We start from the raw sequence: 22,777 nt of genomic DNA on the forward strand, positions 1-22,777 counted from the left end.
TGACACAACAGCCCCGAAAAAAAGCAATCAAAAAAAACAGCATAAAAAAACGGTACCCGGATAACCCGAAGTACCGTTCAATGACGCTATCAAACAGCTCTGAAGAGAAATATAGCGCCGAAAACGCGTTGATTTACTGGCGGATTTCCCAGTCGATAACAGGCCAGTTTCTTTCCATAGCCAGGGCTCGCAGGCGTCGATCCGGGTTAGTGGCAAAAGGGTTAGTGACCTGTTCTAACAATGGCAGGTCATTCATGGAGTCACTGTAGAAGCGAGCGTTGTCCAGTGATTCATTTTCTGTCTGCATCCATTCCTTCAGACGTTTCACTTTGCCTTCCCGGAAGGTTAGTGTGCCTGTGGTACGGCCGGTATGATGACCTTGATCGTCGTATTCCAGCTGTATTGCCAGTACATCATCAACACCCAGTGCCCGTGCAGCTCCCCGAACCACAAACTCTGCTGTAGCTGAGATAATCACAACCCGGTATCCGGCCTGGCGCAGTTGCTGGATCAAAATCCGGGCATCCGGGTAGATACAGGGTTCGATATTGTTGCGGACGAATTCAGGCATCATGGCGGTAATATCCAGTGCAGAAAGGCCTTTCAGTGGCTGCAGCGTGAAAGCCATATAGTCCGCCATATCCAGCTCACCGGCACCATACCGGGTCATCATATCTGCTTCCTGTTGCATAAAATGATCACCATCGGCAACCAGTCCCTGTTTTACCATCCACTGATTCCACAAAGTGGCCGAGTCGGCGTTAATCAGTGTTTCATCCAGATCAAAAAGAGCTAATGGCATCAGGCGACCTCTCTCACTTCGTCCATATTGACCTGGAGTTCAAGCTGAGTACCACGACTCACCAGGCGTTCTGAGGATCGGTTCAGCAGGTCGACGACCAGTTCACCGTTGTCTGTATCCATGCGATAACGAATGACGTTACCCAGCAGCATGCTGGATTTAACGGTTCCGCTGATCGGCTGGCTGTAGTGACTGCGGGTATCTACCGGACTCAGGCTACTGATAAGAATGGATTCAGGACGAATCGCAACTTTGAGCTGAGTGTCCAGTCCCAGCATAGCTCTGGCCTGTTCGGCCTGTAGCAGGTTGTAGTTGCCAATAAAGCTGGCGACAAAAGCATCGGCCGGTTCGGTGTAAATCTCTTCTGCACTGCCGGATTGCACGATCTGACCTGAATTCATCAGAAAGATACGGTCTGACATGGTCAGGGCTTCTTCCTGATCATGGGTGACAAAAATGGTGGTCAGGTTCAGCTCCTGCTGAATCAGGCGGATCTGTTCACGCAGGTTTTTACGGATCTTGGCATCCAGCGCTGACAAGGGTTCATCCAGCAGCAGGATACGGGGTTGCATCACCAGAGATCTTGCCAGAGCGACACGCTGGCGCTGACCACCGGATAACTGATGCGGGTAGTGATCTTCACGACCGTTCAGCTCGACCATTTCGATGCCTTCTCTGACGCGGCGCTGGATCTCATCCGATGACAGTTTCTGCATCTTCAGGCCAAAGGCGATATTGTCGGTGACTGTCATGTTCGGAAACAGAGCATAACTCTGAAATACCATGGCGATACCACGGCGTTGAGCAGGCAGGCTGGTTATATCCTCACCATCTACCAGGATAGAGCCGTTATCCACGCTATTCAGTCCGGCGATACAACGCAGCAGAGTGGATTTACCACAGCCAGATGGACCCAGCAGGGTAATAAACTCCCCTTTGTTGATGGTGAAATTGATCTCTTTGAAGACAGGGGTGCTGTCAAAACGTTTCGCCAGGTTTGTAACTTCTACATAAGACATGGCATGACTCACTTATTAAGACGGTTGGCGATCCAGGTGAAGATCAGCACAAACATGAAATAGGAAATAACAAGAGCACTGGTAAAGTGGCCGCTAGTATGGCGCATGTTAAACAGATAGACCTGTAGTGTTTCGTAGCGGGTGCCCACCAGGATATTGGCAAAAACGAATTCGCTGAACAGGAAAGAGAAGGACAGAAACAACGAAACAATCAATCCCTTACGAATATTGGGCAGTACCACCAGCAGAAACGCCTGCCAGGTACTGGCGCCTAACAGATGAGCAGCATCCATCAAATCCGGCAGATTCAGTGCATGCATGCTGTTGGCGATAGCCCGGTACATAAAGGGCAGTGCGATGGTAAAGTAGGTGAATATCAGAATCCAGGGCGTACCCACAATAGGAAACGGATCATCAGCATAGATCTGCAATAAACCAACCGATGACACCACTGGTGGTACTGCAAACGGCAGCAGAATCAGCAGGTTCATCACCCATTTCAGCCGTGGGAAGTAGTAGAACACTACAAAAATAGTTGGCACGATCAGTAGGGTACCCAGTGCCAGAGCACCCAGACAGATCAGAATGGATTGACCAAAAGCCAGCAGAAAGCGAGGATCACTCCAAAGCTGGATATACCAGTCAAAAGTCAGGCCATCGGGCAGTATAGTGGCTCCCCAGCGGGTAGCCAGTGAGTACAGGGCTGTCGATAGTAGTGGCAGCAACAGAATGGCAAAAATGCCATAGACCACGCCGTAGTGAAAGCGATTGCTATTTTGCATGGTAACTCCTCTTTAGCAGCCATTCGTTAACCGCAGTTACCAGAGCCAGCAGCAGTACCAGCAGTACAGAAACGGCTGCCGCCAGATTCGGATCAAGGAAGACATCACCGGAGACCATACTGGCGATACGTATGGTCAGTACGTTGTAGTTACCAGAGGTCAGGGCATACACAGTGGCATAAGCACCCATAGCGTTGGCCAGTAGAATAATAAAGGTGCCCAGGATGGCCGGTGATATCACCGGAATGCCCACTTTGCGCCAGAACTGAGCCCGGCTGGCACCCATCAGGATAGCGGCTTCTTCCCAGTCTTTCTGAATGGCATCAAAAGCGGGGTAAAGCAGTAACAGTGCCAGTGGTATCTGAAAATAGGTGTAGATCACAATCAGGCCACTGAGGCTGTACAGGTTAAAATCATCCAGCCAGCCGATAGACTTGAGCAGCAGGGTGATCGCCCCGTTAAAACCGAGGATAATGACAAAGGCAAAGGCCAGAGGCACACCGGCAAAGTTACTGGCCATATTATTGAATGAGAGTATGAAATCTCTCAGTCGGGTGTTGACATGACGCAGGCTGTAAGCTCCCATAGTGCCGATAATCATCGCGAACAGACTGGCCATAAAGGACAGTACAATACTGTTCCAGAAAGCCTGTTGCAGAAAGGCAGAATCAAGAATCTCCAGATAGTTATCCAGCGCCCACTCTTCGTCATAGATAAAGCTGTTGACCACAATCCAGATCAGAGGAATGATCTGGAACGCGGCAAACAGGCTGAAAAAGGGCAGGGTAATGCCTGCGGCAACCCAGCGCTCGCGCGAGACCTTTTTTTTGCGGCTCACAGGCGTGGCAGTATCCATCTCCTGTGAACTCTGATTAACTGACTGACTCATAACTGGATCAGCTCCGGGTTCTGAGGTTTATCGTGATCGATGCCAAGCAGAGTGCAGATAGTGCCGCACAGCTCTGTCTGACGAACATGGCATTCTGCTGCCAGGCTGAAACGTTCACCAATCACAAACAGAGGCACTTCCCGCTCTTCGGACAGCATACCGTTATGAGAGCGGTCGTTATTCATGCCGTGATCTGACGTCACCAGGATCTGGTAACCCTCTTCAATCCATTTGGGCAGATGGTCAGACAGCGCGATATCGCAAAAACGGGCGGTGTTCCGGTACAGGGTACTGTCGAGTCCGGCTTTGTGCCCGGCATCGTCAATATTCATGGGGTGTACCAGCAGAAAGTCCGGATCATGCTTGCGACGGAGCCATTCGGCATCCAGGAACAGGTGACTGTCCGGATAATGATCCTGATGATAGAAAACGCCGTACTGAATCAGCTGGCTTTCATCTTCGGTATGACGGTCACGCACAGCATCGTAAGGCGAACGATTATACAGCTCGCTGACCCAGTGATACGCTGCTGCTGCAGTGCTGAGCCCGTGCTGGCGGGCCAGGGAAAAGATACTCTGCTGGTCAGAGTTGCGGGTGATGTCATTATGGACGATACCGCTGACAGCCGGAGTCACGCCCGTAAGAATGCACTCATACAGTGGCCGGGATATGGCGGGCAGTTCACAGGTCAGTTTATACAGCTGTGCCGTGCCTTGCTCACGCAGCGCCTGTAAATATCCCATGCAGTCATAACCTGTCTGGTAGTTCAGACCATCCAGTACGACCAGAATCACCTTATTATTATTCATAACAACTCTCACTCAGACACCACGGTTTCAGGTGGTGCTTGTAACAGGGAAAAACCGCCGCCCATTGACTATGGACGGCGGGGAACTCAACGATCAGTTCTGGTGAATCAGCACATTTTCCTGCCATTTACGTGGCAGACGCTTGGCTGTTTTTGCCCAGGCTTTAAAGTCCTGAATCGGACGGGCTTTTGCGTATTGCTCATTAGGCAGCAGTTTGGCCTGTACTTCAGCTGGCAGAGTAATATGCTCGGCACGGATAGGACGCGCATAACCCTTCGCCAGGTTCACCTGACCTTCATCACTCAGGATATATTCACGGGCCAGTTTGGCGGCATTCGGGTTTTTGGCATGTTTGTTAATAATGGTGGTGTAACCAGAGATGATAGAACCGTCATTCGGAATCAGTACGGTAAAGCGATCACGGCCCACTTTGTCGGCATAGTTCAGGGCGTTAAAGTCCCACATGATGCCGACTTCAATTTCACCTTTCTCCAGGTTAGCCAGGGTAACGTCATTCAGTGCCAGACGACCCTGTTTTGCGATATCGCCAAATAATTTCAGTGCCGGTTTCAGGTTCTTTTCATCACCGCCGAATGCAAACGCCGCGCCCAGTACCGCGCTGTTTGACTGAGCTGCAGCACCCACATCACCAATAGAGATCTTGTACGAACCGTTTTTCAGATCGCCCCAGCTTTGTGGACGTTCATCAGCACTGACCAGGTTGTTGTTGATAATAAAAGCGATGGTTCCGGTGTAAGCCAGCATCCAGTGACCGTCTTTATCTTTAGCCCACTGTGGAATCTGATTCCAGGTAGATGGCTTGAACGGCTGGGTAACGCCTTGTTTGGCGGCAATAGGACCAAATGAGAAGCCAACATCACCAATATCTGCTGTGGCATTTTTGCCTTCAGCTTTCATTTTGGCGATCTCCTGAGCAGAGCTCATATCGGTATCGGAGTGGTTCAGGCCATATTTACTGTTCAGATCAGCCCAGGTGTCCTTCCAGTTTGCCCAGCTGTCAGGCATACCGACACTATTCACTTCACCTTCTTTTTTCGCCGCTGACACCAGGCTGTCCATATCAACAGCCTGAGCCTGGGAAGCGATGCCTGCCGTAAACAGGCAGGACAGGACTAGTGCTTTTGTTCTATTTTTCATATAAACCTCAGTTCATTATTTTTCTTGTTCGGGAAGCCACTACTGATGCGGAGGATTGATCTCCAGTAAGCGTTCCAGTTTGGTAAGTTGTTGTTGGAGTTGCCGGTTAGCACTGCGGTTGTGCGGTGTATCCGGTTTGTAACGCCACTGAGGGCTCAGAGCCGCCAGGGCATCACGCAGCTGCCAGCGGTAGCTGAACTGCTGATTCTTCAGACTTTGTACCGCCTGCCACTGCTCTGTACTGAGCCAGTTGTGGCTGTTGCGGTAGAGCTGGTGATTCAGTTCGAAACGACTCAGATAAGCGATATCCAGGAGTTGTTTACGTTGTTGCGCAGACAGAGGCTGATAGCTCTCTATCTTGTTGATAAAGGCTTTAGGTGAATGGAATTCAACACCGGCCAGATGGCGATAACGCCAGGTTTCGATACCTTCCTGCTCCAGCTTGTTAAACCCGGTTTCACTGATCACATAACGGCTGCTGGCGTAGACGGGTTGCTCACCGATATGCTCCATCAGAAACAGGCCGGTAAGGGAAAGCAGAGCAGCACTGGCCGGTGTTACCAGCCAGCCCAGGCTGATTTTTTTCAGAGTGTGCCAGTTAATTGCTTTACCGCCTTTCAGTAATGCCAGCCCCACTAAAGCACCGATCACTGCCTGAGAACTGCTGACCGGAACCAGTGGCAGAGTGGGCAGGTTCATATCAGATAACAGCTGTTCCAGGCTGCGGGATGAGAACATCAACAGCACAATGGAATGGGCGCAGACGATGATCCAGGCGGCAATGGGGGAGATATCCATCACTCCGTTGCCTATGGTCATCATCACACGTCGTGAGTAGGTAAAGACCCCCATAGCAATGGCCAGGCCTCCCAGCATAAACAGCTGCTGTGTGGCGCTAAGACTGAACTGGCCGGATTCGATATCCCGGAACGGTGATACTTCAACGAAGACCCCCATCACATTACCGATATTATTGGCACCCAGAGCATAAGCGCCCAGTGCTCCGGTCAGGATCAGTGCGATGCGGGTCAGGGCATCCTGAGTCAGCAGATGAGGACGACGCCATAGTAAGAAGCGTTCTGCTATCAATGTCAGTAATACCGCTACAATACCGGCCAGCAACGGGCATAGCACCCAGGTGGACAGAATACGCAGCAGCAGCTCGGTATCCATCACTGATGAGGAATACAGGTTCCAGCCAATAAGAGAGCCGATAATCGCCTGACTGGTAGAGGCAGTGACACCGCTGCGCAGGGCAAAAAAGACCGCCAGTGCTGCCGCCAGAGCGACAATAAAAGAACCGGCTATCCGGTTAACGCCACCAAAACTGGCAATGGTTTCTGAGGTTCCACCGCCAGAAATTACCGCGCCCAGTAACACAAATACCGAGCAGATGGTTGCAGCAGTAATAAAACGTATCATACGAGTGCCGACAGCAGTTCCGAAGATATTCGCCGCATCGTTAGCACCCAGAGACCAGCCAAGAAACAGCCCGCTGGAAACGAAAAACAGGAAACTGATATCCATAGACATCAGATACCGCGTTTAATCGCGTAAATCGTCAGACTGTCGCTGATATCTTCAGCGGCATTGGCCAGATCATCGATACGTTCGACAAAGTAGCGCAGGTGAATACGCTGAGCCAGATCCAGCTGCTCATCCCGGAATACAGCACGTAGTAAAGAGGTGCTGAGTTTATCGGCTTCTGATTCCAGCCACTGCACCTGGGCACTGTAATCCTTAACGCTATTCTGATCCCGGAAAAAAGCCCGGCAGGCATAGATAATCTGATCCATGCACTCGCACACAGTTTGCAGTAAGCGGCGAACGCTTTCTTTATGTTGTTCAGGGAACTGGGGTTGTTCGATTTCGAACTTGAACAGACAGGCTTCGACTCGATTGATCAGCTTATCAACCTCTTCCAGTAATGCCAGCACATCGCTACGTAATTCCGGAATAAGTGTATGGTGATAAAGGGCGACTTCGATATCCCGGCGAAGCTGATCCGCCTTACTTTCTATGGTTTCAACTTCTCTTAGCTTTTCCCGATATTCATCGCATATGCCATGATTAAGATATAGTTCCAGCGAGTTTCGGAAAATTAGTGTCGCAACAACAACTTTATCAAAAAAGTCATCCAGCTGATTTTCCAGTTGACTGGCCCTGGAGAGCATAGAAGGAAATCTGAGCTTCATAATTATTATTTTTTCCGGCGCAAAGTAACTGTTTTCCCTGGAAGAATCTGCTCTTCAGAGCCTTTGTTACATTTTTATAACAAGGTTGTAACCGATAATATTGAAGGGGCACTGGTGGGCCAACCAATTTTTTATTACCGTAAGGGATAGAAAATCTAATGCCTGTTCTGACAGAGAATTATAATGCTAAGAAAAATTCCCCCGTTAAATGCACTGAAAGCGTTTGAAGCCGCTGCCAGACATTGCAGCTTTGTGCGGGCAGCAGAAGAGTTGAATGTGACTCAGGCAGCGGTCAGTCAGCAGATTAAACAGCTGGAAGCGCGTCTGGGCGTTGAGCTGTTTCAGCGCAAACCAAGGGGATTGATTCTGACCGATGCCGGGCAGCATTATCTGCCGGGATTAACCCAGGCCTTTGAGATGATTGCAGCCAGTACCGCCAGCCTGGAGCAGGACCGGGAGTATCAGTTATTGACGATACGCACATCCAGTTCATTTGCCAGTCAGTGGCTGGTGCCTGTGATGACGGATTTCTTTCAGCGTTATCCCCATATTGATCTGCGTTTGTCTGCTCAGGATGATGACCCCAGATTCTTCTCGGAGGATATTGATCTGGAAATCCGGCATAAACATCGCTGTCCGGAAGGTATGGACGGTATTCTGCTATTGAAAGAAAAAATCATGCCGGTATGCAGTCCCAGGTTATTGCACAGTGGCAAGCCGATTCGCCAGCCAGAAGATCTGCTACAGCATCGATTACTGCACATTAATTATTATCCGGAAGACTGGTCAGCCTGGTTTCGCTCTGCTGGTTTACCGGATGCCGACTGTCACCGGGGCTTTCGTTATGATCAGTCGGTACTTACCATGCAGGCCGCGATTTCGGGTCAGGGGGTTGCTCTGGGGCGTTCGCCTATTGTGAATAATATGATTATGAATGGTCAGTTGGTTGTGCCATTAGAGCATCAGCTATTAGGTGAAGGGGGATACTGGCTGTACTATCCGATCAACAGACCTTTAAGCGATACTGCCTGTCTGTTTATCGACTGGGTTCGCCAGCAATCACAGCAGGATCACTGGTCTCAGAGCTAAGCATGTGGCGTGCAGTACATCGATTTTCATCACTCACACAAGGTTTCCTTTTTTATTTTCAGCCATTAGCCAGAAGAGGCTGAAAAACTTTTATGCAAGCGTGTATTCCACAGCTTTTTAGTGTGTATTAGTTGGATAAACATCATTGCCATTGATATTAATGTTGCGCTCGGTTAACAGGGCTCCATCCTGAAAAAGCTGAAAGTGCAGTGCATACTGTTCATCTTTTCCCATTTTAATCCGGGAGATGTTGATGATTTTTTCCGTTTCGCAGCACAGATCAATATTGCCTTTCTGAGTGGTTGATAAAGAACCGGATGCACTGTGTTTCTTTATAATTTGCTGATACTGATAGGTATCAGCAGTATTCTGAACCCCTGATACTCTGGTCTTAATAACGGTCAGTTCTGATGATTCTGTGATATCGAACGATATTTCTGGTAGATCAGATGAGGCTTTTGCATTGGTCTGTCCGAAACAAATCAGTATCAGAAAGATAAAAAAGCAGAGTAGTCTGTTGTTAACAAGTTCCTGAGAAAAAGCATCCTGATATTCTCCAGCCGTTGGCCGAGAACCTGGGCAACTGTTTTCTGAGATGCTTTTGCTTAGGTATTCAGCCTGTACTTTCATAACATGCTTCCTGCCAGAAAAAAGGCCTTTGGAATACCAAAGGCCTTTACAGATTTCAGAAATTACATGCCATTCTGTGTCACAGTGACGGAGTTATTGTCACCCATCGACGAAACATTCATAGTCTGGCCAGTATTATTCTGAGTCAGATTATAAGTGTTATTAGAGCCTTGCACGGTGTAGCTCACGTTATTGCCGTTATCAAATTGATTGACCGTGATGTTGTTATCGGAACCCATGTCTGAGAAGCCGGTAATCGTGTTCATTGAACCGGTCTGATTCAGGGTAATTTGTGACATGTTACCGTTATCCGTCACATCAAGCGAAAGATCCATACCTGATTGAGTTACGTTAATTATGGCATTGCTGCCATCAACGTTTGATGTAATCTGATTATTATCCCCATTTTGCGATAAGGTCACATCATTCAACATGCTGGTATCTGAACTGTTAGCAGTAATCATATTACCCACACCATCCTGGCTCAGAGTGAACATATTGGTTCCACCCCTCTGATCAATGATCGCAGAGTTGCTGTCATTATTCTGAATGATATTAACCTGGTTACTCATTCCGGCCTGATCAATATTAGTGGTGTTAGCATTTCCTGTCTGATCGACACTTACCATACCCCCTTCGCCTATCTGAGTACTTCGAACTAAGTTTGTTCCCCCATCCTGGTTAATACTCACGGAGTTAAAGCTCATGCTCTGATTAATTTCAATACTGTTAATCAAAGCCGAAGTTGAGTTCTGGTTTACCGTAATCTGATGATCGCTGCCGGTCTGGTTCACAATCAGATCATTTGTAGCGTAAGCCGTCCCTGCAGTACTTAAAGCCAGAGTAATGGCAGTTGTTAAAATTACCTTTTTCATGGTAGTTCCCTGTCTTTCTGATGGTCGTTTGATTTGTTTTATTGCATTCATAGATCATGAGTTTGCAGAATACTGGCTCCGTAAACTCTTTTACTGGCTTTGCCAGATATCTGTTCTCAGGTTATTGCCGTTTTGTATGACAACAGCCTGAAGTTCATTACCCTGCTGATAGACGTTGACCAGATTGCTATCTCCAAGCTGCTGAATATCAGCCTGATTAGCATGTCCTGTTTGATGTATGTGGGCCTGATTGTTCTGACCGTTCTGGATCAGAATCAGCAGATTTTCCATTCCTGCCTGACTTAACTCAGCATGGTTGAATTCACCGGATTGTTGCAGCTGACTGTGTTGTGCCAGACCGTTTTGCGTCAGACTAAGTTCATGTCCCATACCGTTCTGGATACCGGTAAAGCTGTGTGCTGACCCCATTTGACTGATATTTGCTCTGGAATCGGAACCTTGCTGCTGAAACTCAATATTCAACTGTTGTCCGGACTGGAATATTGTTGTTGATGCCTGGTCAGATTGTTGTGAAACCGATGCCTGGTTTGTTTCACCTTGTTGCACTACTTCAGCTTGATTGCTAAAACCCTGCTGGAAAATACTCAGGGTATTCTCTGTACCCAGATCAGATACAGGAGATAAGTCTTCTGCTAAAGAGGTATATGACATCATGGTAAGTGGCAACAGAAATATCACTCTGCTGATTGTTAAAGCGGATATTTTTTTGAGTGACTTTGCCTGAATCATCATGTCTTGCCTGTAAAGTTTCGCGGCGATATCTCTGAATGAAAAAATAGTTTTCTCTATACATGAGCAAAAAAAGATCACAGTACCTATCTTTGCAGAGAAAGCTTTATTCAAGTGTTTAGCTTGTCAGTTAGCACGGTTAAATTCTGGTTCAGAAAAGGAGAAAAAGAATCGGAAGAAATTCTTAAAATAAGATTTAAATTTGATGAAAACTGGTACTTTTTTATTAATTGCGACAAAAACTGACCTTGTGAGCTCCAGATTCAGGTAGTGAAATAAACGTTGCTCAGAAAAATGCGCTGCATTCACCACCTGATCCGGTGGGGTTAATCTATATCCATCACAACGATTTCTTCATTGAGATAACTCTTTATCACTGGATGCTGTATTGTCGAGGCATCAGACAAGGCCCAATGTTTTTTTCTGATGCCCTGAGTAATAAGGTGGATAACCGCTGTTTCAATCGCAGACATCAGACAAAGCTGGGCAGGTTCGTTTCGGGTATAACCTGCTTCCATTTCCAGTAAGCGTTTAAACTCAATGAACCGGAATACATCTGCTTTAACTTCCTGAGAAAAAATCGTTTTTGTCGTTGAGACAGTGTTCAGTATGCGTCCTGTTCTGATATCGACGGCTCTCAGGTTAACAGTGACCTGATCGGTACGATACTGTTCTGAAGTACCTATACCAAAATATCGTGCACCGGCCCCTCCGGTTTGTATATTGGTGTCATAGGCTGTGATGCCTCCTTCCAGCAACAGATTAGCAACCAGTAACGGAGGAATATCTGCTGACTGGCCTTGTTGTTTTTCCAGAGATGCCCTGCTTATCTTCCGTTCTGTCAGCAGGTTTTGCAGGCTCTCTCTTTCCAGAGTAATAAACCAGCCAGACTCGTCCAGCGCCTGGTTTAACATGGCTGTTCCACCCTGGCTGACTGCTGTAGAAAAAGTACTGGCAGGAGCAGGCTTGTATTGTCCGGTCTGGTCTCTGAAATTATAAACGGCTACAACCAGCTTTCCTTTGGGAGGAGGGAGGGATATGAGTTCCTCATATGAACTGGCCCTTGGAGTGAGTGCCGCTTTTAATTCTCCTGCTCCAGCCAGATCTTTTTTTTCTGGCAATGTAGTACAGCCGCCAGTGATAGTTGTCAAAATCAGTATGATGGTTGTTGATAACATTTTTAACATTGGCTTATTCCTGGCTTGTCACCATACCGTTTACTGAAATAACTGTCGATTCATTAGTATTCAGGTCGAGTACTTCAACCATCAAGCCTCCGTTGCCATCATCGATAATAGAGATATTAAAATCATCTGTCTGGATACTTCCGGTGTTACCGGATTCTACATCGTTAAGAAGCTGGCTCAACAAACGGGACTGAAGTGAAGATGTAAAACGCTCAAGCTCTGTTCTCTGGCTATATGAGCTTCCTCCTGATGTATCATTCTGTGCCTGAGCATTACTGATTAAATAGCTGCCATTCAGAGCATTACCTCCAAATGATGGATTCGCAGGGCGATAAATTAGTTCGGATGCATGCAGTGCTTCGATGTTAAAAAATAATAATAAATATAATATGTGCTTCATGATAATGCTCCTATAATCCGCTTGCACTGATATCAGGGTCTTTGTCTATAGCACCTCTTATTTTTATACGGTATAATTGTTGTTTAACTATATGGTATGCTTGTTCTGCTAATAAACTAATATCGCTTCTGGTATGCTGGATATTTTTTTGAAAAAGAAGTTTTTCATCTTTTTTTATAGTAATAATGCTGCCTGAGTGAGCAGAAAGCTGTTCATTAATGATGAGGGTGTCAGCTGACAGAGTATCATTTAGTCGCCATATGCCTGCAAAAGATTGATAAAAATTGAATCCAGTGTTACTGGTCGTATAATTTATAATTATGCCTGTCAGGTCTTGTTTTCTATAAGCGTAGGATATGTTGCTAATAATTATTGTTGTTGAAAGTAATAATATTGCCAGATAATGTGTTTTGAACTGTGATGTAAACATTAAGTTTTCCTTTGAATTCCTTGCCTGTATCAGGTGAAACTGATGCTATTAGCCGCTTGAACTCTGTTTGAGACATTAAGTTTTCGGAATAGATTGTGCATATGAGTTTTAATTGTGTGTTGGCTCAGGCATAGCTCATCTGCAATACGAGTATTGCTGGCTCCGGTTTTTACCAGTTTTAGTATTTCTATTTCACGTCTGGTGAGCTTCTGGTCGATATTGTATTCAGGCCAATCTTTGTTTGAAACTCTTTGTTTCTCAAGATATTTTTCCAGAATTTCTCTTGGGAACCAGGTTCCTCCAGATATTATTGTATGTATTCCTTTTAATAAATAGTAAGGTTCTGGTACTTTAGAAAAACAACCTCGAATAATTTTTCTGTTCATATTATGAAGGACCATGTTTTGGTTTGTATAATTTATAATAATTACTATTTTGACCTTATGGATTTCCAGATACTGGAGCTTGTTGTTAAGTTCAGAGAATGAAATATCTGTGCAGTCGATCATAAATATGCAGCGATCAATGCTTTTGATTTCATTCTTGTTCTCCAGGTTGGCAGTGATGATGCAATTGTTTTTAATGTTTTCTTCAAGGGCTTTTTTTATTGAGAGATTCAGTATGTTGTCCTCTCCATTGATTATTATTGACTCAAGCATCGATTTTTCTTTTTTTTCTTTCATTAGCTGTGATCTCGTGCTATGTATATCTCTGATTGTGTTCTATTTTATATTTGAGTGAACTTTGTTGTGATGGTATTTGTCATTCAGGATGAAGTCGGTCTGGTGTAATTATTATGTGTCTGGTTAGATAAAATATTGATTTGTACTAAAAGATATGATTTTGTAGTACTTCTGGATTATAACTGGAGGTATAAGTGGTTGTTGCTTTTATTGTAGTGCTGTGAAAGCCTGGTTTGCTGATCGTTGTTCATAGCTTTTCCTTAACTTGATTGGATTGTAGATAATGCGAGGTTTTTATTTTAATAAACCGGACTGATAATAATGGGTGATCGAGATTTTTATATCTTGAATTTCTTATTTATGTATATATGTTAAATGAGTGTCTGTCATCGGAGAACCTGCTATACCTGTGTATTTTGAATTTTATGGAGCTGATACAGCCAGAGCAATCGGGGGTTAGGAGTAGTTTTCTTGCACTGCAGTAAATTTTTTTTACATAACAAAAATGAGTAAATAATATGCTACTTTTTTTATGATGAGATCCTTAGCTGTTTTATGGGCACAGAGGGTCAATATTGTTATAGGGGAAAAGAGCTAATCTCACAGTTCACTAAAGTATTGTTTCTGAATCAATGAATAATAATATAGCCATATGGCATCAGGGGGGGTACATCCTTCAGAAAGAGTGAGTCATTCTTTGTCAACAGGACAGGAGAAATCACTCTTGAGTAAGTCGATAGTTAGCAAGTGCTGATTGCAGGTATTCCAGAAACACTCTCACTTTCTCCAGGGGGTACTTTCTGCCTGAGTAAAATGCATACAGCACCAGGTCCTCTGGCTCATCGTTCAGGTCAATGCTTATCAGAGAACCTGCATCCAGATCTGCCTGACAGGCATGAAGGGGTAAAATGGCAAATCCCAGTCCTTTCAGAGCGCCTGCTCTGGCCAGCTGACCGCTATTGACTTTATATGCGGATTTAACCTGAACGACTTTTTTACCCTTAAAACGCCACGGCATACCCTGCAGCACTGATAAACTGGTGATGCAGGGGGCTTTGCTGAGCTCATCCGGATTGCATGGCGCGGGGTGTTTCTTTAACAACTCTGGTGACGCCACGACACAACCCGGCCAGCGGATAATCTCTCTGGCAACCCAGCCTGAGTCTTCCAGTGGACCACGGCCAAAGCGCATGATCAGATCAAAACCATCTGATAAATCTTCTGTTGGATTTAGCTGAGTATCACAACTGAGCTGTATCTGAGGATGCATATGACAGAACTCCGCGATTATTTCAGCCAGAAAAGGAAGATCCGGCATGATAACTTTCAGATGTCCGGATAATGTATCTCCATACTTTGAGACATCTTCCAGCGCATCATCCATAGCCTGGGTGAGCGGAGTGATCGATTGGTAGAGTTGTTTACCCGAAGCCGTCGGCGTCATCTTACGAGTCGTACGATCCAGCAAACGTAAATTAAGCTGTTGTTCCAATAACGCAACATGTCGGCTGACATTGGATGTGGGGAGCTGCAGCCTTTCAGCTGCGCGCTTAAAACTCAGGTGTTCATATACCGCCTGGAAGCTGATTAACCATTGCAGCTCAATTTTCTCAATCATTTTTATCTCAAAAAATGGGATTAATAATTCAATTTTACCCTATTTATCCTGATTGATAGCTCTGCAAAAATCCAGAGCAGGTTTTATAACTCAGGAGTATTGAGGTGAATCATACAGGGCGTATAGCGATTGTTGGTGCAGGCATCGCTGGATTATCGCTGGCAATTCTGGCCAGAAAACAGGGGTATCAGGTAAGTGTGTACGAACAGAATAATCAGATCTCAGCATTAGGGACGGGGATTACCTTGTGGCCTAATGCCATGTTTGTTCTTACACAAATGGGATTAGAGAAGGAGATCAAAGACCTGGGAGGCATGCCTGAAGCGATGTGCCAGTATAGCCAGAGTGGTATCTTACAAAGCAGACTTGATATGAAACCGCTCAACGATATGAGTGGTTTTCCGACAATCACTATATTACGCCGTGATCTTATGCGAATTCTGGCGCGGGCAGCAGAAAAATCTGCTGTTGATATATATTTAAACTGCACCATCTCGACATTGGATATTGAGCTTCTGAAACAGAAATATGATCTGGTAGTGGGCGCTGATGGACGAATGAACTCCGTGGCGCGTCAGCTGTTATATTCTGGTCAGATAAGCCCCTGCTATCAGGGCTTTATTAATATTATCGGTATCAGTCAGCTACAGAAAAATGAGCTGAATAATACTATCTATGATTTCAGGGGAGGGGGGGAACGCTTTGGCATTGTGCCGGTAACATCCGATTTGTGTTTCTGGGCGGCAGCCTGGGTAGCGGATCAGGATAAGGTCAGACCCTTATCCGGTTGGTATAGCGAGATGAATCAGCGTTTTTGCGACTGGCATGATCGGGTTCAAACGGTTCTGGCAGCTCACGATCCGGCATCACGCAGATGTGTTTTTGTACACGATCTTGAGCCTTTACCTTACTGGCATAAGGATAATCTGCTTATTATTGGTGACGCTGCCCATGGATCTTTACCCACTTCCGGGCAAGGGGCGTGTCAGGCGCTGGAAGATGCCTGGCATTTGTATCGTTTACTGCTCAGCGATACAGAACAGAATGGGAATACATTGCAAGGCAACGCCAGATCAGAGTGTATTCTGTATGATTTTTATCAGTGTCGTATTGCTAAAACCTCAGCGGCGCAGGCTATCGGAAGGCAGGTAGCACGGGGTATTTTTAGCCCGGATGAAAACAGCTCTGGCATAAAACACCAGGCTACCGTGTCTGCTATATCTGCTGAGCAATTAAGTCGCTTCTGGATGCAGGGGCTGGAGGCGTTATAAGCCTTTTGCACGGACTGAAAACCCGCTGATTAAAGTCTGGCTTGATTCAGATAAAACTGCAGGATACGGACAGCTTATCCATTGCCCAATTTTTTGCGGTATGCACCGGGGGCTAATCCGGTATTATTGCCTACTTCCTGAGACATATGCTACTTACTGAGTCAGGCTAAGGTTTTACATTGGATGTACTATTTACACTGTTATGCAGGAGTTTGCTATGAGTACCCATAAAGAGCTGATCGAAACGTTTTACACGGCTTTTCAGAACAGAGATTACAAAACTATGGCTTCCTGCTATCACCCGGATGCGTATTTCAGGGATGAGGCATTTGAACTCCGGGGTAATGCACCGGGAGCTATGTGGCATATGTTGTGTGAGCGGGCTCAGGGTATGACGCTTGAATTTTCTGTGACCGAGTCAGGGAATAAAGTAACAGCGCACTGGGAGCCGAAATACTGCTTCAGTCAGACCGGGCGTCCTGTACACAATATTATTGATGCTGAGTTCGAGTTTCAGGATGGCAAAATTATCAGGCATATTGACCATTTTAATTTCTGGCGCTGGAGTCGTCAGGCTCTGGGGTTGCCCGGTTTATTACTCGGCTGGTCTCCTTTCTTACGTCGGAAAGTCAGCAAAATGGCTATGAAAAGTCTGAACAAGTTTATGGAAAAACACTACTGAGCTGCGACGTTATTACAGAAATAATCTGTAGCAGCTCAGATCAGTGGAGATGAAGAAAGCCTGTTACGTTTTATCTGATGCCGGTGCAGGCTCTGCTAATGGGGCTGAAGGTAAAGACTGGTCAGGAATCTGAATCCGGCTGCAGGCTGAGCCATACCCCAAAGTGTATTTTAATGCAGGATAAACCCGTGTTGAGCTAATAGCATAGCCAATGCTGATCAGCCCTTCTTTTCCCCATAGCGCAAGAATCTTTTCCCGCAGATCATCTGCTTCAGGATTATGGGCCAGAACCAGATCGGTAAATTCTGTAACTAGTGCGACATCTTCTGGCAGCTGACTCAGATCTTTATCTATGATCGCACGTACTGTTTCAGGAGAGACTCTGGCTTCAAGAGCCATATTAACAATTAACTGTGTGCAAGGGCCGCAATCATCCCAGAGAATCGTCCGGATTCTGGCTGCAAACAAAGGTGCTGCTGGTAAATTGCCGGAGTGAGCAGACATGGTCTGAAAGCCCATAAACTTAAGGAAGGTTTTTACGTCGGTTTGCAGAATATCCTGCATATAGCGAACATCGTAGTCGTAACGCTTTTTCATTGATAACAGTGTTTTGTTCAGCAGATAACGGATCATTTTATTACCTTAATATTCTGTTTTAGTGTTTGGATGAAAAGATGTCCGGGTTTTATGGATAAGTCGCAGTGATTTGTCGGGTGCTTTCTTTCCGGGCTTTCACTGGCTTGACAATCAGGATCAGGCCCGTCAGGAAAATGGCTGAACAGCTATAAAGCATGAATGAGAAGTCATCTTTATTCAGTAAAACGGATGCAAGCAGAGGCCCGGATGCCATGCCCAGCGAAGACACTACGGCGGCAATGGTTGACAGACGACCACTGATATCCAGTTCAGCGGTAACCGCCAATAAACCGGACAGAACGGCAGGCCATGAAAAGAACAATAGTGACATAGACAGGACATAAATCGATGCTATCTGAGAATAGTTAAGCATCACTGCGGCCCCGGCCGATAAGATAATCCCGGAACTGATCAGATAGGAACGTCCGGCAGTTTCTTTCTGAATGACAGGCAGCATAGCACCTGCCAGTCCGAGTAATCCTGTTATGGCAATATAGAAACTGACATTATCACTGGCTATTCCTGCACTCAGGCCGATCAGACCAACATAGGCCCAGATTGCACTGGCTGCCAGCTGATAAAAAAAGATTGCCAGCAGGATCAGCAGACAGTTGATTGAAAGGTTTTCTCTTTTTTCTGAGAGTTCCTGCGATACTTCCTCTTTCGACAGGGGCGGTAAAAATGGCAGGAAAAACAGGCTCAACAGAACAAAACTGGCCATGATATAAAATACTGCATAAGCATTGAGCAGAGATTCCAGTGCTGGTAGTAACGACATTACGACAGAGCCAATACTGAATTGAATAAACAGTAAAAGGCCAAAAGCCCGATCCGGGTTATTCAGTCGGGCCAGAACAGAAAAAGCGATGCCAACACTGAGACCACCCAGAGTGCCTGCAAGAAAGCGCCAGATTAACATGGCATCATAGCTGTCTATCCAGGCTGTACCCGCTTCAAAAACCAGAAGTGTTGCCAGAGCGTAAAACATAGCAGGTTGCCAGCGAGCTCTTCTTATCAGGAAGATAGCGATGGAGCTACCCAGAATGCCACCATAGCCATTCATAGCAATGATTTGTCCTGCTGCTGCCTCGCTGAATCCGATACCTTTCGCCAGAGCATTGACGACACCAGGCATAAAGTTCATGTAAGACAGGCCAGTCATCGCGATAAAAGCCATAAACCCATAGGTCAAAAAACTGTCTGGCCAGGATTTTTTTAACAGGTGTTGTTTCAACATAAAGTATTCTCATATTTGAGTGATGGTGTTCTTTGTGCTGAATTTTTATGGATGAGGTTTGTTTGAAAAATAGGGTGTAATCCCTAATAGTCATGAATATTGTTCATGAATATTCTTGCTATACTTTCAGGATGGACAAACTTCGAACCTTAGAAATTTTTATAGCGACTTGTGACGGCGGTAGTTTTGCAGCGGCAGCCAGGCTTTGCAGCAGCGATCCGTCTACAGTCAGTAAAGCTATCAGCCGTCTGGAATCTCAGCTGGGCTTGACGCTGTTCCAGCGCTCGACACGACAGCTGCGTATTACTACTGCCGGTCAGTGTTACGCCCGCACGGTGCGCAAGATGCTTCAGGATCTGACATCCTGTGAGAGTGAATTAAAATATCTTAATGATTCGCCCAGTGGCACTTTGCGTATTAGCTCTGCTGTTTGTTATGGGCACCTTTACCTGCGCCCGTTATTGAAAGCATTCTGTCGGCAATACCCGGATATCAGACTGGAACTGGAGATCAGTGATTTGCACGTCGACATTATCGACAATGATATCGATATTGCGCTGCGTACCGGGTATGTCAAAGATAGTCGATTGATTGCCCGGCGATTAAGCCCGATGGACTTTCTGACCTGCGTTTCCCCGGATTATCTGAAGAATAGGGGAGTACCGGACTGCCGGGAGGATTTTAACCAGCATCACTGGATTGGCTTTCGTATTAAAGAAACTCAGCAACTACAGCCGATCTTTCTGCCCGATGACAAGGGGGAGTATCAGCCTTATGAACTGGAACGAACCCATATCACCGATGATGGGGAAGCGATGGCTAATATGTGTGCCGATGGTCTGGGGTTTGCCCAGTTACCTCATTTTCTGGCCAGAGAAGGATTAAATAGTGGTGAGCTGGTGTCTTTATATCCCTGTTTCAGAGTACCGCAACCCGATAGCGGTGTATTTGCTATTTATCCTAAACGTGATTATTTGCCAGAAAGAGTACGTGTATTTATTGAGTTTATGACAAAAGCTCTGGCAGGAATGGGAGAAAGTCCGAATCATACATGGGCAGAGCAGTGGAAACCTTATCTGAGCCGTCATTAGCATAGGAGCAGCCAGAAGCATGGAGAGTGTTCTTTCATCTACTAATCATCAGGGTAGCGAATAGTTGGGATAAGACCGAATGGTTACAACCTGATTTTTTTATAAAAAATCAGGCATCATCCCATGACCAGAAAACATGTTATACGGGAGTATTACAGAAGTAACATCATATTATTCATTCTGAAATTGAACCTGGTTTCTTGAGGATGGTTTTCTTTGTGGCTCGTTTAGTGGTAGACATCAAGCCTGCATTGATAGCAGAATTGATGCTAAGTACCTGAGCAAAGTGTTGCTGTAAAGGCTGTCGTATTCTCCAATGAACAGCCGGAGGATCAAAATACGTTGTTCAGGTATATATTGACTGACTGTGCGCAATAAGGATTCCACTTACGGGGTGGGTTTTGTAAGAGGTAGCTGATGTATATAAAGCTGGTGTTATTGCTTTTCTCTTTGTTTGCTGCCAATCCTGCTCTCGCAAGAACGTACTATTTTGTCGGTACCAGCTTTCCTCTGATTCTGGAAAAGGGTCCTCAGGGCGAAGTCCGGGGACTGGGTGTTGATATCGTCAGAGAAATTGCCCACAGGCTTGGCCATAAGATCAAAATTGAAATTTTTCCCTTTAAGCGAGCACTGAGAATGATTGAAACCGGTAGAGCAGATGCCTTTATCGGACCGTATAAATCTGAGGAGCGTGAGGCATTTATGATTTATACCCAGTCATACTTTTATCAGGACCCTATGGCTTTTTATGTCAGAGAAAGCAATGAGTTCCAGTGGGATGGCAGCCTTAGTTTACTGACCGGAAAAAAAATCGGCCTGATGCGGGGGTGGAGTTATGGGACAGAGTTTGACCAGTTCAGATCTCAGCTGAACATTTTTGAAGTGGAAAACATTGAAGCCAGTCTTAAAATGCTGCTGTTCGATAGGATCGAGCTTGTTGCCAGTCATCCCAGGGCGACTAACAGAGTGATTGATCAGCTCGATATCAGAGGGCAGGTAAAAATGATTCTGCCACCTATTATTGTCAATAAGGGGTATTTCGGCTTTTCCAGAAAAAGAGAGCTTGACTCTTTTATTGATCAGTTTGATTCAGAATTCAATAAAATGGTCAACAGTGGCGAAATTCAAAGGATGAATCAGGCGTATGGCCTCTATTACGTAACGGAATAACTCTGGGAGAGGCGGGGGTATACTGATGAACGCGGGTTATTCTCTGGTGTCTTTTGAGAAACAGACATCAGACTAAACCCGCATATCGCTTTTTATTATGTTTTAAACAATGATGCAGATTCAATCGGCGTTAAGCTGCTTTCTGAAAGACAGATAACTATCAGGAGAATATCGAATAGCCAGAAATACTAAAGTAACAATCCCTCCCCCCATCGCTAACCAGGCTTGCGTAAGGTCTGAAAACTGATCCCGGATTATTCCTGCCAGAAAAGGTGCCAGGCTGGCAATTAAGTATCCTCCACCGGTAACAAAAGCTGAAAGGTCTCCGGCCTGCTTTGGATTTTCAATATGATCTACAGTAATGATTAATGACAATGGAAAAAGAAGGCCTATGCCGACACCTGATAATCCGACGGCAGCCCACATGAGTGGTAAAGGCGCGACGATAAGACAGGCCAGCCCGGAAATAACCAGAGTCAAAGACAGAACGAGAGGTCCTCGACGATCCGGGTAACGGTGAATTAAACCGGAAATAAGGAATGCCGTGACTAGTTCTATTAGCGTAAAGCCTGCCAACAAATAACCAGAAAATACCTGGGTTTCTCCCAGCGAGGTGTAGTATGGGGGCAACCATGCCAGAATGAGCATGAAGGCCCCTGTACCAATACCAAAAAAAAATAACAGTGACCAGCTACGTTGTTTTTTCCAGTAGGCTATTTTTTCTTCCACTTCACGGCTTTGTTCGGGTTCGGAATGAGCGATACTATTTAGCATAACCAGCCATAACGCCAGACCTGCTAAAGCAAGATACCCCCAGAAAGATAGCGCGGAGATCCAGTTCGAATACTGAGCTAACTTCGCTGTACTGGCAGCCGCTACTGCTGCACCTGCAACAATTGCAGCAGAATAAAAGCCAATCATTCGTCCTGTATTAGAGCCTGAATGGCGCTTAATGAAGGCGGGCATAAGCGCCTGAACCATAGCAATCCCAAGCCCGGCACAAATTGCTGTTATTAATAAACCACTGTCATTATTCATCCAGTGACGACCAAAGCATGATACTGCAATAATCAGAATTCCAATGCTAATACCTTGTTTTTCTCCAAATATGTACCTTAATAACCCTACAAAAAGTGCGCCTGTCCCCATAAAGAAAACAGGTAATGCTGATAACAGACCAATGCCTGATGCATTCAGAGTCGTATGTGCTTCAATAAGATCAGCCAGCGGCCCAATAGCAGCTATAGCAGGCCGAAGATTTATTGCTACAAGTAGCACTGCAAAAGTGATTAGTAGCTGGTGATCAGATTTTGCTTGTTGCATAGATTCTCCAATTTTTTGGTATGATCGTTCCAAAATAAAGCGAAAAAAAGC

The 22,777-nt window shown here is 45.7% G+C and carries 24 protein-coding genes; 5 read left to right on the top strand and 19 right to left on the bottom strand.

The annotated features are described in order from the left end of the window. Positions 1-133: 133 nt before the first annotated feature. From H4O21_RS05920 to H4O21_RS05955, 8 genes are all read right to left on the bottom strand, one after another. A complete protein-coding gene (locus tag H4O21_RS05920) occupies positions 134-802 on the bottom strand; it encodes an HAD family hydrolase (protein WP_182807920.1) in 669 nt (222 codons plus the stop codon). Continuing rightward, positions 802-1,821 (bottom strand): ABC transporter ATP-binding protein, encoded by a 1,020-nt coding sequence (locus H4O21_RS05925; RefSeq protein ID WP_182807921.1) that lies wholly within the window; start codon positions 1,819-1,821, stop codon positions 802-804. Before H4O21_RS05925 ends, H4O21_RS05920 begins: the two co-directional genes overlap by 1 nt. 8 nt (positions 1,822-1,829) lie before the next feature. Beyond that, complete coding sequence (locus tag H4O21_RS05930) at positions 1,830-2,603, bottom strand: ABC transporter permease (RefSeq protein ID WP_182807922.1); 774 nt, start codon at positions 2,601-2,603, stop codon at positions 1,830-1,832. Then, complete coding sequence (locus H4O21_RS05935; RefSeq protein WP_182807923.1) at positions 2,593-3,492, bottom strand: ABC transporter permease; 900 nt, start codon at positions 3,490-3,492, stop codon at positions 2,593-2,595. The genes H4O21_RS05930 and H4O21_RS05935 overlap by 11 nt, the downstream gene beginning before the upstream one ends. Continuing rightward, positions 3,489-4,301, bottom strand: coding sequence for an alkaline phosphatase family protein (locus H4O21_RS05940; RefSeq protein WP_182807924.1), 813 nt, complete (start codon positions 4,299-4,301; stop codon positions 3,489-3,491). Before H4O21_RS05940 ends, H4O21_RS05935 begins: the two co-directional genes overlap by 4 nt. Before the next feature lie 93 nt (positions 4,302-4,394). Next, on the bottom strand, positions 4,395-5,459 hold the full coding sequence (locus tag H4O21_RS05945) for an ABC transporter substrate-binding protein (protein ID WP_182807925.1): 1,065 nt from the start codon (positions 5,457-5,459) through the stop codon (positions 4,395-4,397). A gap of 39 nt (positions 5,460-5,498) precedes the next feature. Next, positions 5,499-6,992, bottom strand: coding sequence for an inorganic phosphate transporter (locus H4O21_RS05950; RefSeq protein WP_220495526.1), 1,494 nt, complete (start codon positions 6,990-6,992; stop codon positions 5,499-5,501). Beyond that, entirely contained in the window at positions 6,992-7,654 is a 663-nt protein-coding gene (locus H4O21_RS05955; RefSeq protein ID WP_182807927.1) for a DUF47 domain-containing protein, read from the bottom strand. Before H4O21_RS05955 ends, H4O21_RS05950 begins: the two co-directional genes overlap by 1 nt. A 183-nt stretch (positions 7,655-7,837) precedes the next feature. On the opposite strand from H4O21_RS05955, the gene gcvA reads away from it, so the two are divergent. After that, positions 7,838-8,743 (top strand): transcriptional regulator GcvA, encoded by a 906-nt coding sequence (gene gcvA, locus H4O21_RS05960; protein WP_182807928.1) that lies wholly within the window; start codon positions 7,838-7,840, stop codon positions 8,741-8,743. A 117-nt stretch (positions 8,744-8,860) separates the two neighbouring features. Here gcvA and H4O21_RS05965 read toward each other — a convergent pair whose 3' ends face one another. The 8 genes from H4O21_RS05965 to H4O21_RS06000 all read right to left on the bottom strand — a co-directional run bounded on the left by H4O21_RS05965 (position 8,861) and on the right by H4O21_RS06000 (position 15,316). Beyond that, positions 8,861-9,373 (bottom strand): hypothetical protein, encoded by a 513-nt coding sequence (locus H4O21_RS05965; RefSeq protein WP_182807929.1) that lies wholly within the window; start codon positions 9,371-9,373, stop codon positions 8,861-8,863. 62 nt (positions 9,374-9,435) lie between these two features. After that, positions 9,436-10,248: a hypothetical protein gene (locus tag H4O21_RS05970; RefSeq protein WP_182807930.1), complete on the bottom strand. Its 813-nt coding sequence runs from the start codon at positions 10,246-10,248 to the stop codon at positions 9,436-9,438. 90 nt (positions 10,249-10,338) lie between these two features. After that, positions 10,339-10,923 (bottom strand): hypothetical protein, encoded by a 585-nt coding sequence (locus H4O21_RS05975; protein ID WP_220495527.1) that lies wholly within the window; start codon positions 10,921-10,923, stop codon positions 10,339-10,341. A gap of 401 nt (positions 10,924-11,324) precedes the next feature. Then, positions 11,325-12,185 (bottom strand): CsgG/HfaB family protein, encoded by an 861-nt coding sequence (locus H4O21_RS05980; protein ID WP_182807932.1) that lies wholly within the window; start codon positions 12,183-12,185, stop codon positions 11,325-11,327. A 4-nt stretch (positions 12,186-12,189) separates the two neighbouring features. Then, positions 12,190-12,585 (bottom strand): curli assembly protein CsgF, encoded by a 396-nt coding sequence (locus H4O21_RS05985; RefSeq protein ID WP_182807933.1) that lies wholly within the window; start codon positions 12,583-12,585, stop codon positions 12,190-12,192. Positions 12,586-12,595: 10 nt separating this feature from the next. Further along, a complete protein-coding gene (locus H4O21_RS05990) occupies positions 12,596-13,015 on the bottom strand; it encodes a CsgE family curli-type amyloid fiber assembly protein (protein ID WP_182807934.1) in 420 nt (139 codons plus the stop codon). A 29-nt stretch (positions 13,016-13,044) separates the two neighbouring features. Next, positions 13,045-13,698 (bottom strand): response regulator transcription factor, encoded by a 654-nt coding sequence (locus tag H4O21_RS05995; protein WP_182807935.1) that lies wholly within the window; start codon positions 13,696-13,698, stop codon positions 13,045-13,047. 718 nt (positions 13,699-14,416) lie between these two features. Continuing rightward, entirely contained in the window at positions 14,417-15,316 is a 900-nt protein-coding gene (locus tag H4O21_RS06000; RefSeq protein WP_182807936.1) for a LysR family transcriptional regulator, read from the bottom strand. Between the two features lie 104 nt (positions 15,317-15,420). Between H4O21_RS06000 and H4O21_RS06005 the strand changes: the two genes are divergently transcribed. Together H4O21_RS06005 and H4O21_RS06010 are read left to right on the top strand one after the other, a co-directional pair. Beyond that, positions 15,421-16,587, top strand: coding sequence for an FAD-dependent monooxygenase (locus tag H4O21_RS06005; RefSeq protein ID WP_182807937.1), 1,167 nt, complete (start codon positions 15,421-15,423; stop codon positions 16,585-16,587). Positions 16,588-16,804: 217 nt separating this feature from the next. Then, the gene (locus tag H4O21_RS06010; RefSeq protein ID WP_182807938.1) at positions 16,805-17,269 is read left to right on the top strand and encodes a nuclear transport factor 2 family protein; all 465 of its coding nucleotides are present in this window, start codon (positions 16,805-16,807) and stop codon (positions 17,267-17,269) included. Positions 17,270-17,332: 63 nt separating this feature from the next. Here the strand turns inward: H4O21_RS06010 and H4O21_RS06015 are convergent, their stop codons facing one another. Both H4O21_RS06015 and H4O21_RS06020 read right to left on the bottom strand, forming a co-directional pair. Beyond that, positions 17,333-17,902 (bottom strand): hypothetical protein, encoded by a 570-nt coding sequence (locus tag H4O21_RS06015; protein WP_182807939.1) that lies wholly within the window; start codon positions 17,900-17,902, stop codon positions 17,333-17,335. A gap of 52 nt (positions 17,903-17,954) precedes the next feature. Further along, entirely contained in the window at positions 17,955-19,142 is a 1,188-nt protein-coding gene (locus H4O21_RS06020) for an MFS transporter (protein ID WP_182807940.1), read from the bottom strand. 131 nt (positions 19,143-19,273) lie between these two features. On the opposite strand from H4O21_RS06020, the gene H4O21_RS06025 reads away from it, so the two are divergent. Beyond that, the gene (locus H4O21_RS06025; protein WP_182807941.1) at positions 19,274-20,233 is read left to right on the top strand and encodes a LysR family transcriptional regulator; all 960 of its coding nucleotides are present in this window, start codon (positions 19,274-19,276) and stop codon (positions 20,231-20,233) included. Between the two features lie 417 nt (positions 20,234-20,650). Further along, positions 20,651-21,403 (top strand): substrate-binding periplasmic protein, encoded by a 753-nt coding sequence (locus tag H4O21_RS06030; protein ID WP_182807942.1) that lies wholly within the window; start codon positions 20,651-20,653, stop codon positions 21,401-21,403. Between the two features lie 120 nt (positions 21,404-21,523). Here the strand turns inward: H4O21_RS06030 and H4O21_RS06035 are convergent, their stop codons facing one another. Next, positions 21,524-22,726, bottom strand: coding sequence for an MFS transporter (locus H4O21_RS06035; RefSeq protein ID WP_182807943.1), 1,203 nt, complete (start codon positions 22,724-22,726; stop codon positions 21,524-21,526). Positions 22,727-22,777: the final 51 nt, after the last annotated feature.

This window comes from Oceanospirillum sediminis, from assembly GCF_014164585.1.
Lineage (GTDB): Bacteria > Pseudomonadota > Gammaproteobacteria > Pseudomonadales > Halomonadaceae > Oceanospirillum > Oceanospirillum sediminis.

Excerpts from the sequence above, each read along its gene's own strand:
- H4O21_RS05920 (WP_182807920.1), bottom strand. The coding sequence starts at position 802 with ATGCCATTAGCTCTTTTTGATCTGGATGAAACACTGATTAACGCCGAC.
- H4O21_RS05925 (WP_182807921.1), bottom strand. The coding sequence starts at position 1,821 with ATGTCTTATGTAGAAGTTACAAACCTGGCGAAACGTTTTGACAGCACC.
- H4O21_RS05930 (WP_182807922.1), bottom strand. The coding sequence starts at position 2,603 with ATGCAAAATAGCAATCGCTTTCACTACGGCGTGGTCTATGGCATTTTT.
- H4O21_RS05935 (WP_182807923.1), bottom strand. The coding sequence starts at position 3,492 with ATGAGTCAGTCAGTTAATCAGAGTTCACAGGAGATGGATACTGCCACG.
- H4O21_RS05940 (WP_182807924.1), bottom strand. The coding sequence starts at position 4,301 with ATGAATAATAATAAGGTGATTCTGGTCGTACTGGATGGTCTGAACTAC.
- H4O21_RS05945 (WP_182807925.1), bottom strand. The coding sequence starts at position 5,459 with ATGAAAAATAGAACAAAAGCACTAGTCCTGTCCTGCCTGTTTACGGCA.
- H4O21_RS05950 (WP_220495526.1), bottom strand. The coding sequence starts at position 6,992 with ATGTCTATGGATATCAGTTTCCTGTTTTTCGTTTCCAGCGGGCTGTTT.
- H4O21_RS05955 (WP_182807927.1), bottom strand. The coding sequence starts at position 7,654 with ATGAAGCTCAGATTTCCTTCTATGCTCTCCAGGGCCAGTCAACTGGAA.
- gcvA (WP_182807928.1), top strand. The coding sequence starts at position 7,838 with ATGCTAAGAAAAATTCCCCCGTTAAATGCACTGAAAGCGTTTGAAGCC.
- H4O21_RS05965 (WP_182807929.1), bottom strand. The coding sequence starts at position 9,373 with ATGAAAGTACAGGCTGAATACCTAAGCAAAAGCATCTCAGAAAACAGT.
- H4O21_RS05970 (WP_182807930.1), bottom strand. The coding sequence starts at position 10,248 with ATGAAAAAGGTAATTTTAACAACTGCCATTACTCTGGCTTTAAGTACT.
- H4O21_RS05975 (WP_220495527.1), bottom strand. The coding sequence starts at position 10,923 with ATGATGTCATATACCTCTTTAGCAGAAGACTTATCTCCTGTATCTGAT.
- H4O21_RS05980 (WP_182807932.1), bottom strand. The coding sequence starts at position 12,185 with ATGTTAAAAATGTTATCAACAACCATCATACTGATTTTGACAACTATC.
- H4O21_RS05985 (WP_182807933.1), bottom strand. The coding sequence starts at position 12,585 with ATGAAGCACATATTATATTTATTATTATTTTTTAACATCGAAGCACTG.
- H4O21_RS05990 (WP_182807934.1), bottom strand. The coding sequence starts at position 13,015 with ATGTTTACATCACAGTTCAAAACACATTATCTGGCAATATTATTACTT.
- H4O21_RS05995 (WP_182807935.1), bottom strand. The coding sequence starts at position 13,698 with ATGAAAGAAAAAAAAGAAAAATCGATGCTTGAGTCAATAATAATCAAT.
- H4O21_RS06000 (WP_182807936.1), bottom strand. The coding sequence starts at position 15,316 with ATGATTGAGAAAATTGAGCTGCAATGGTTAATCAGCTTCCAGGCGGTA.
- H4O21_RS06010 (WP_182807938.1), top strand. The coding sequence starts at position 16,805 with ATGAGTACCCATAAAGAGCTGATCGAAACGTTTTACACGGCTTTTCAG.
- H4O21_RS06015 (WP_182807939.1), bottom strand. The coding sequence starts at position 17,902 with ATGATCCGTTATCTGCTGAACAAAACACTGTTATCAATGAAAAAGCGT.
- H4O21_RS06020 (WP_182807940.1), bottom strand. The coding sequence starts at position 19,142 with ATGTTGAAACAACACCTGTTAAAAAAATCCTGGCCAGACAGTTTTTTG.
- H4O21_RS06025 (WP_182807941.1), top strand. The coding sequence starts at position 19,274 with ATGGACAAACTTCGAACCTTAGAAATTTTTATAGCGACTTGTGACGGC.
- H4O21_RS06030 (WP_182807942.1), top strand. The coding sequence starts at position 20,651 with ATGTATATAAAGCTGGTGTTATTGCTTTTCTCTTTGTTTGCTGCCAAT.
- H4O21_RS06035 (WP_182807943.1), bottom strand. The coding sequence starts at position 22,726 with ATGCAACAAGCAAAATCTGATCACCAGCTACTAATCACTTTTGCAGTG.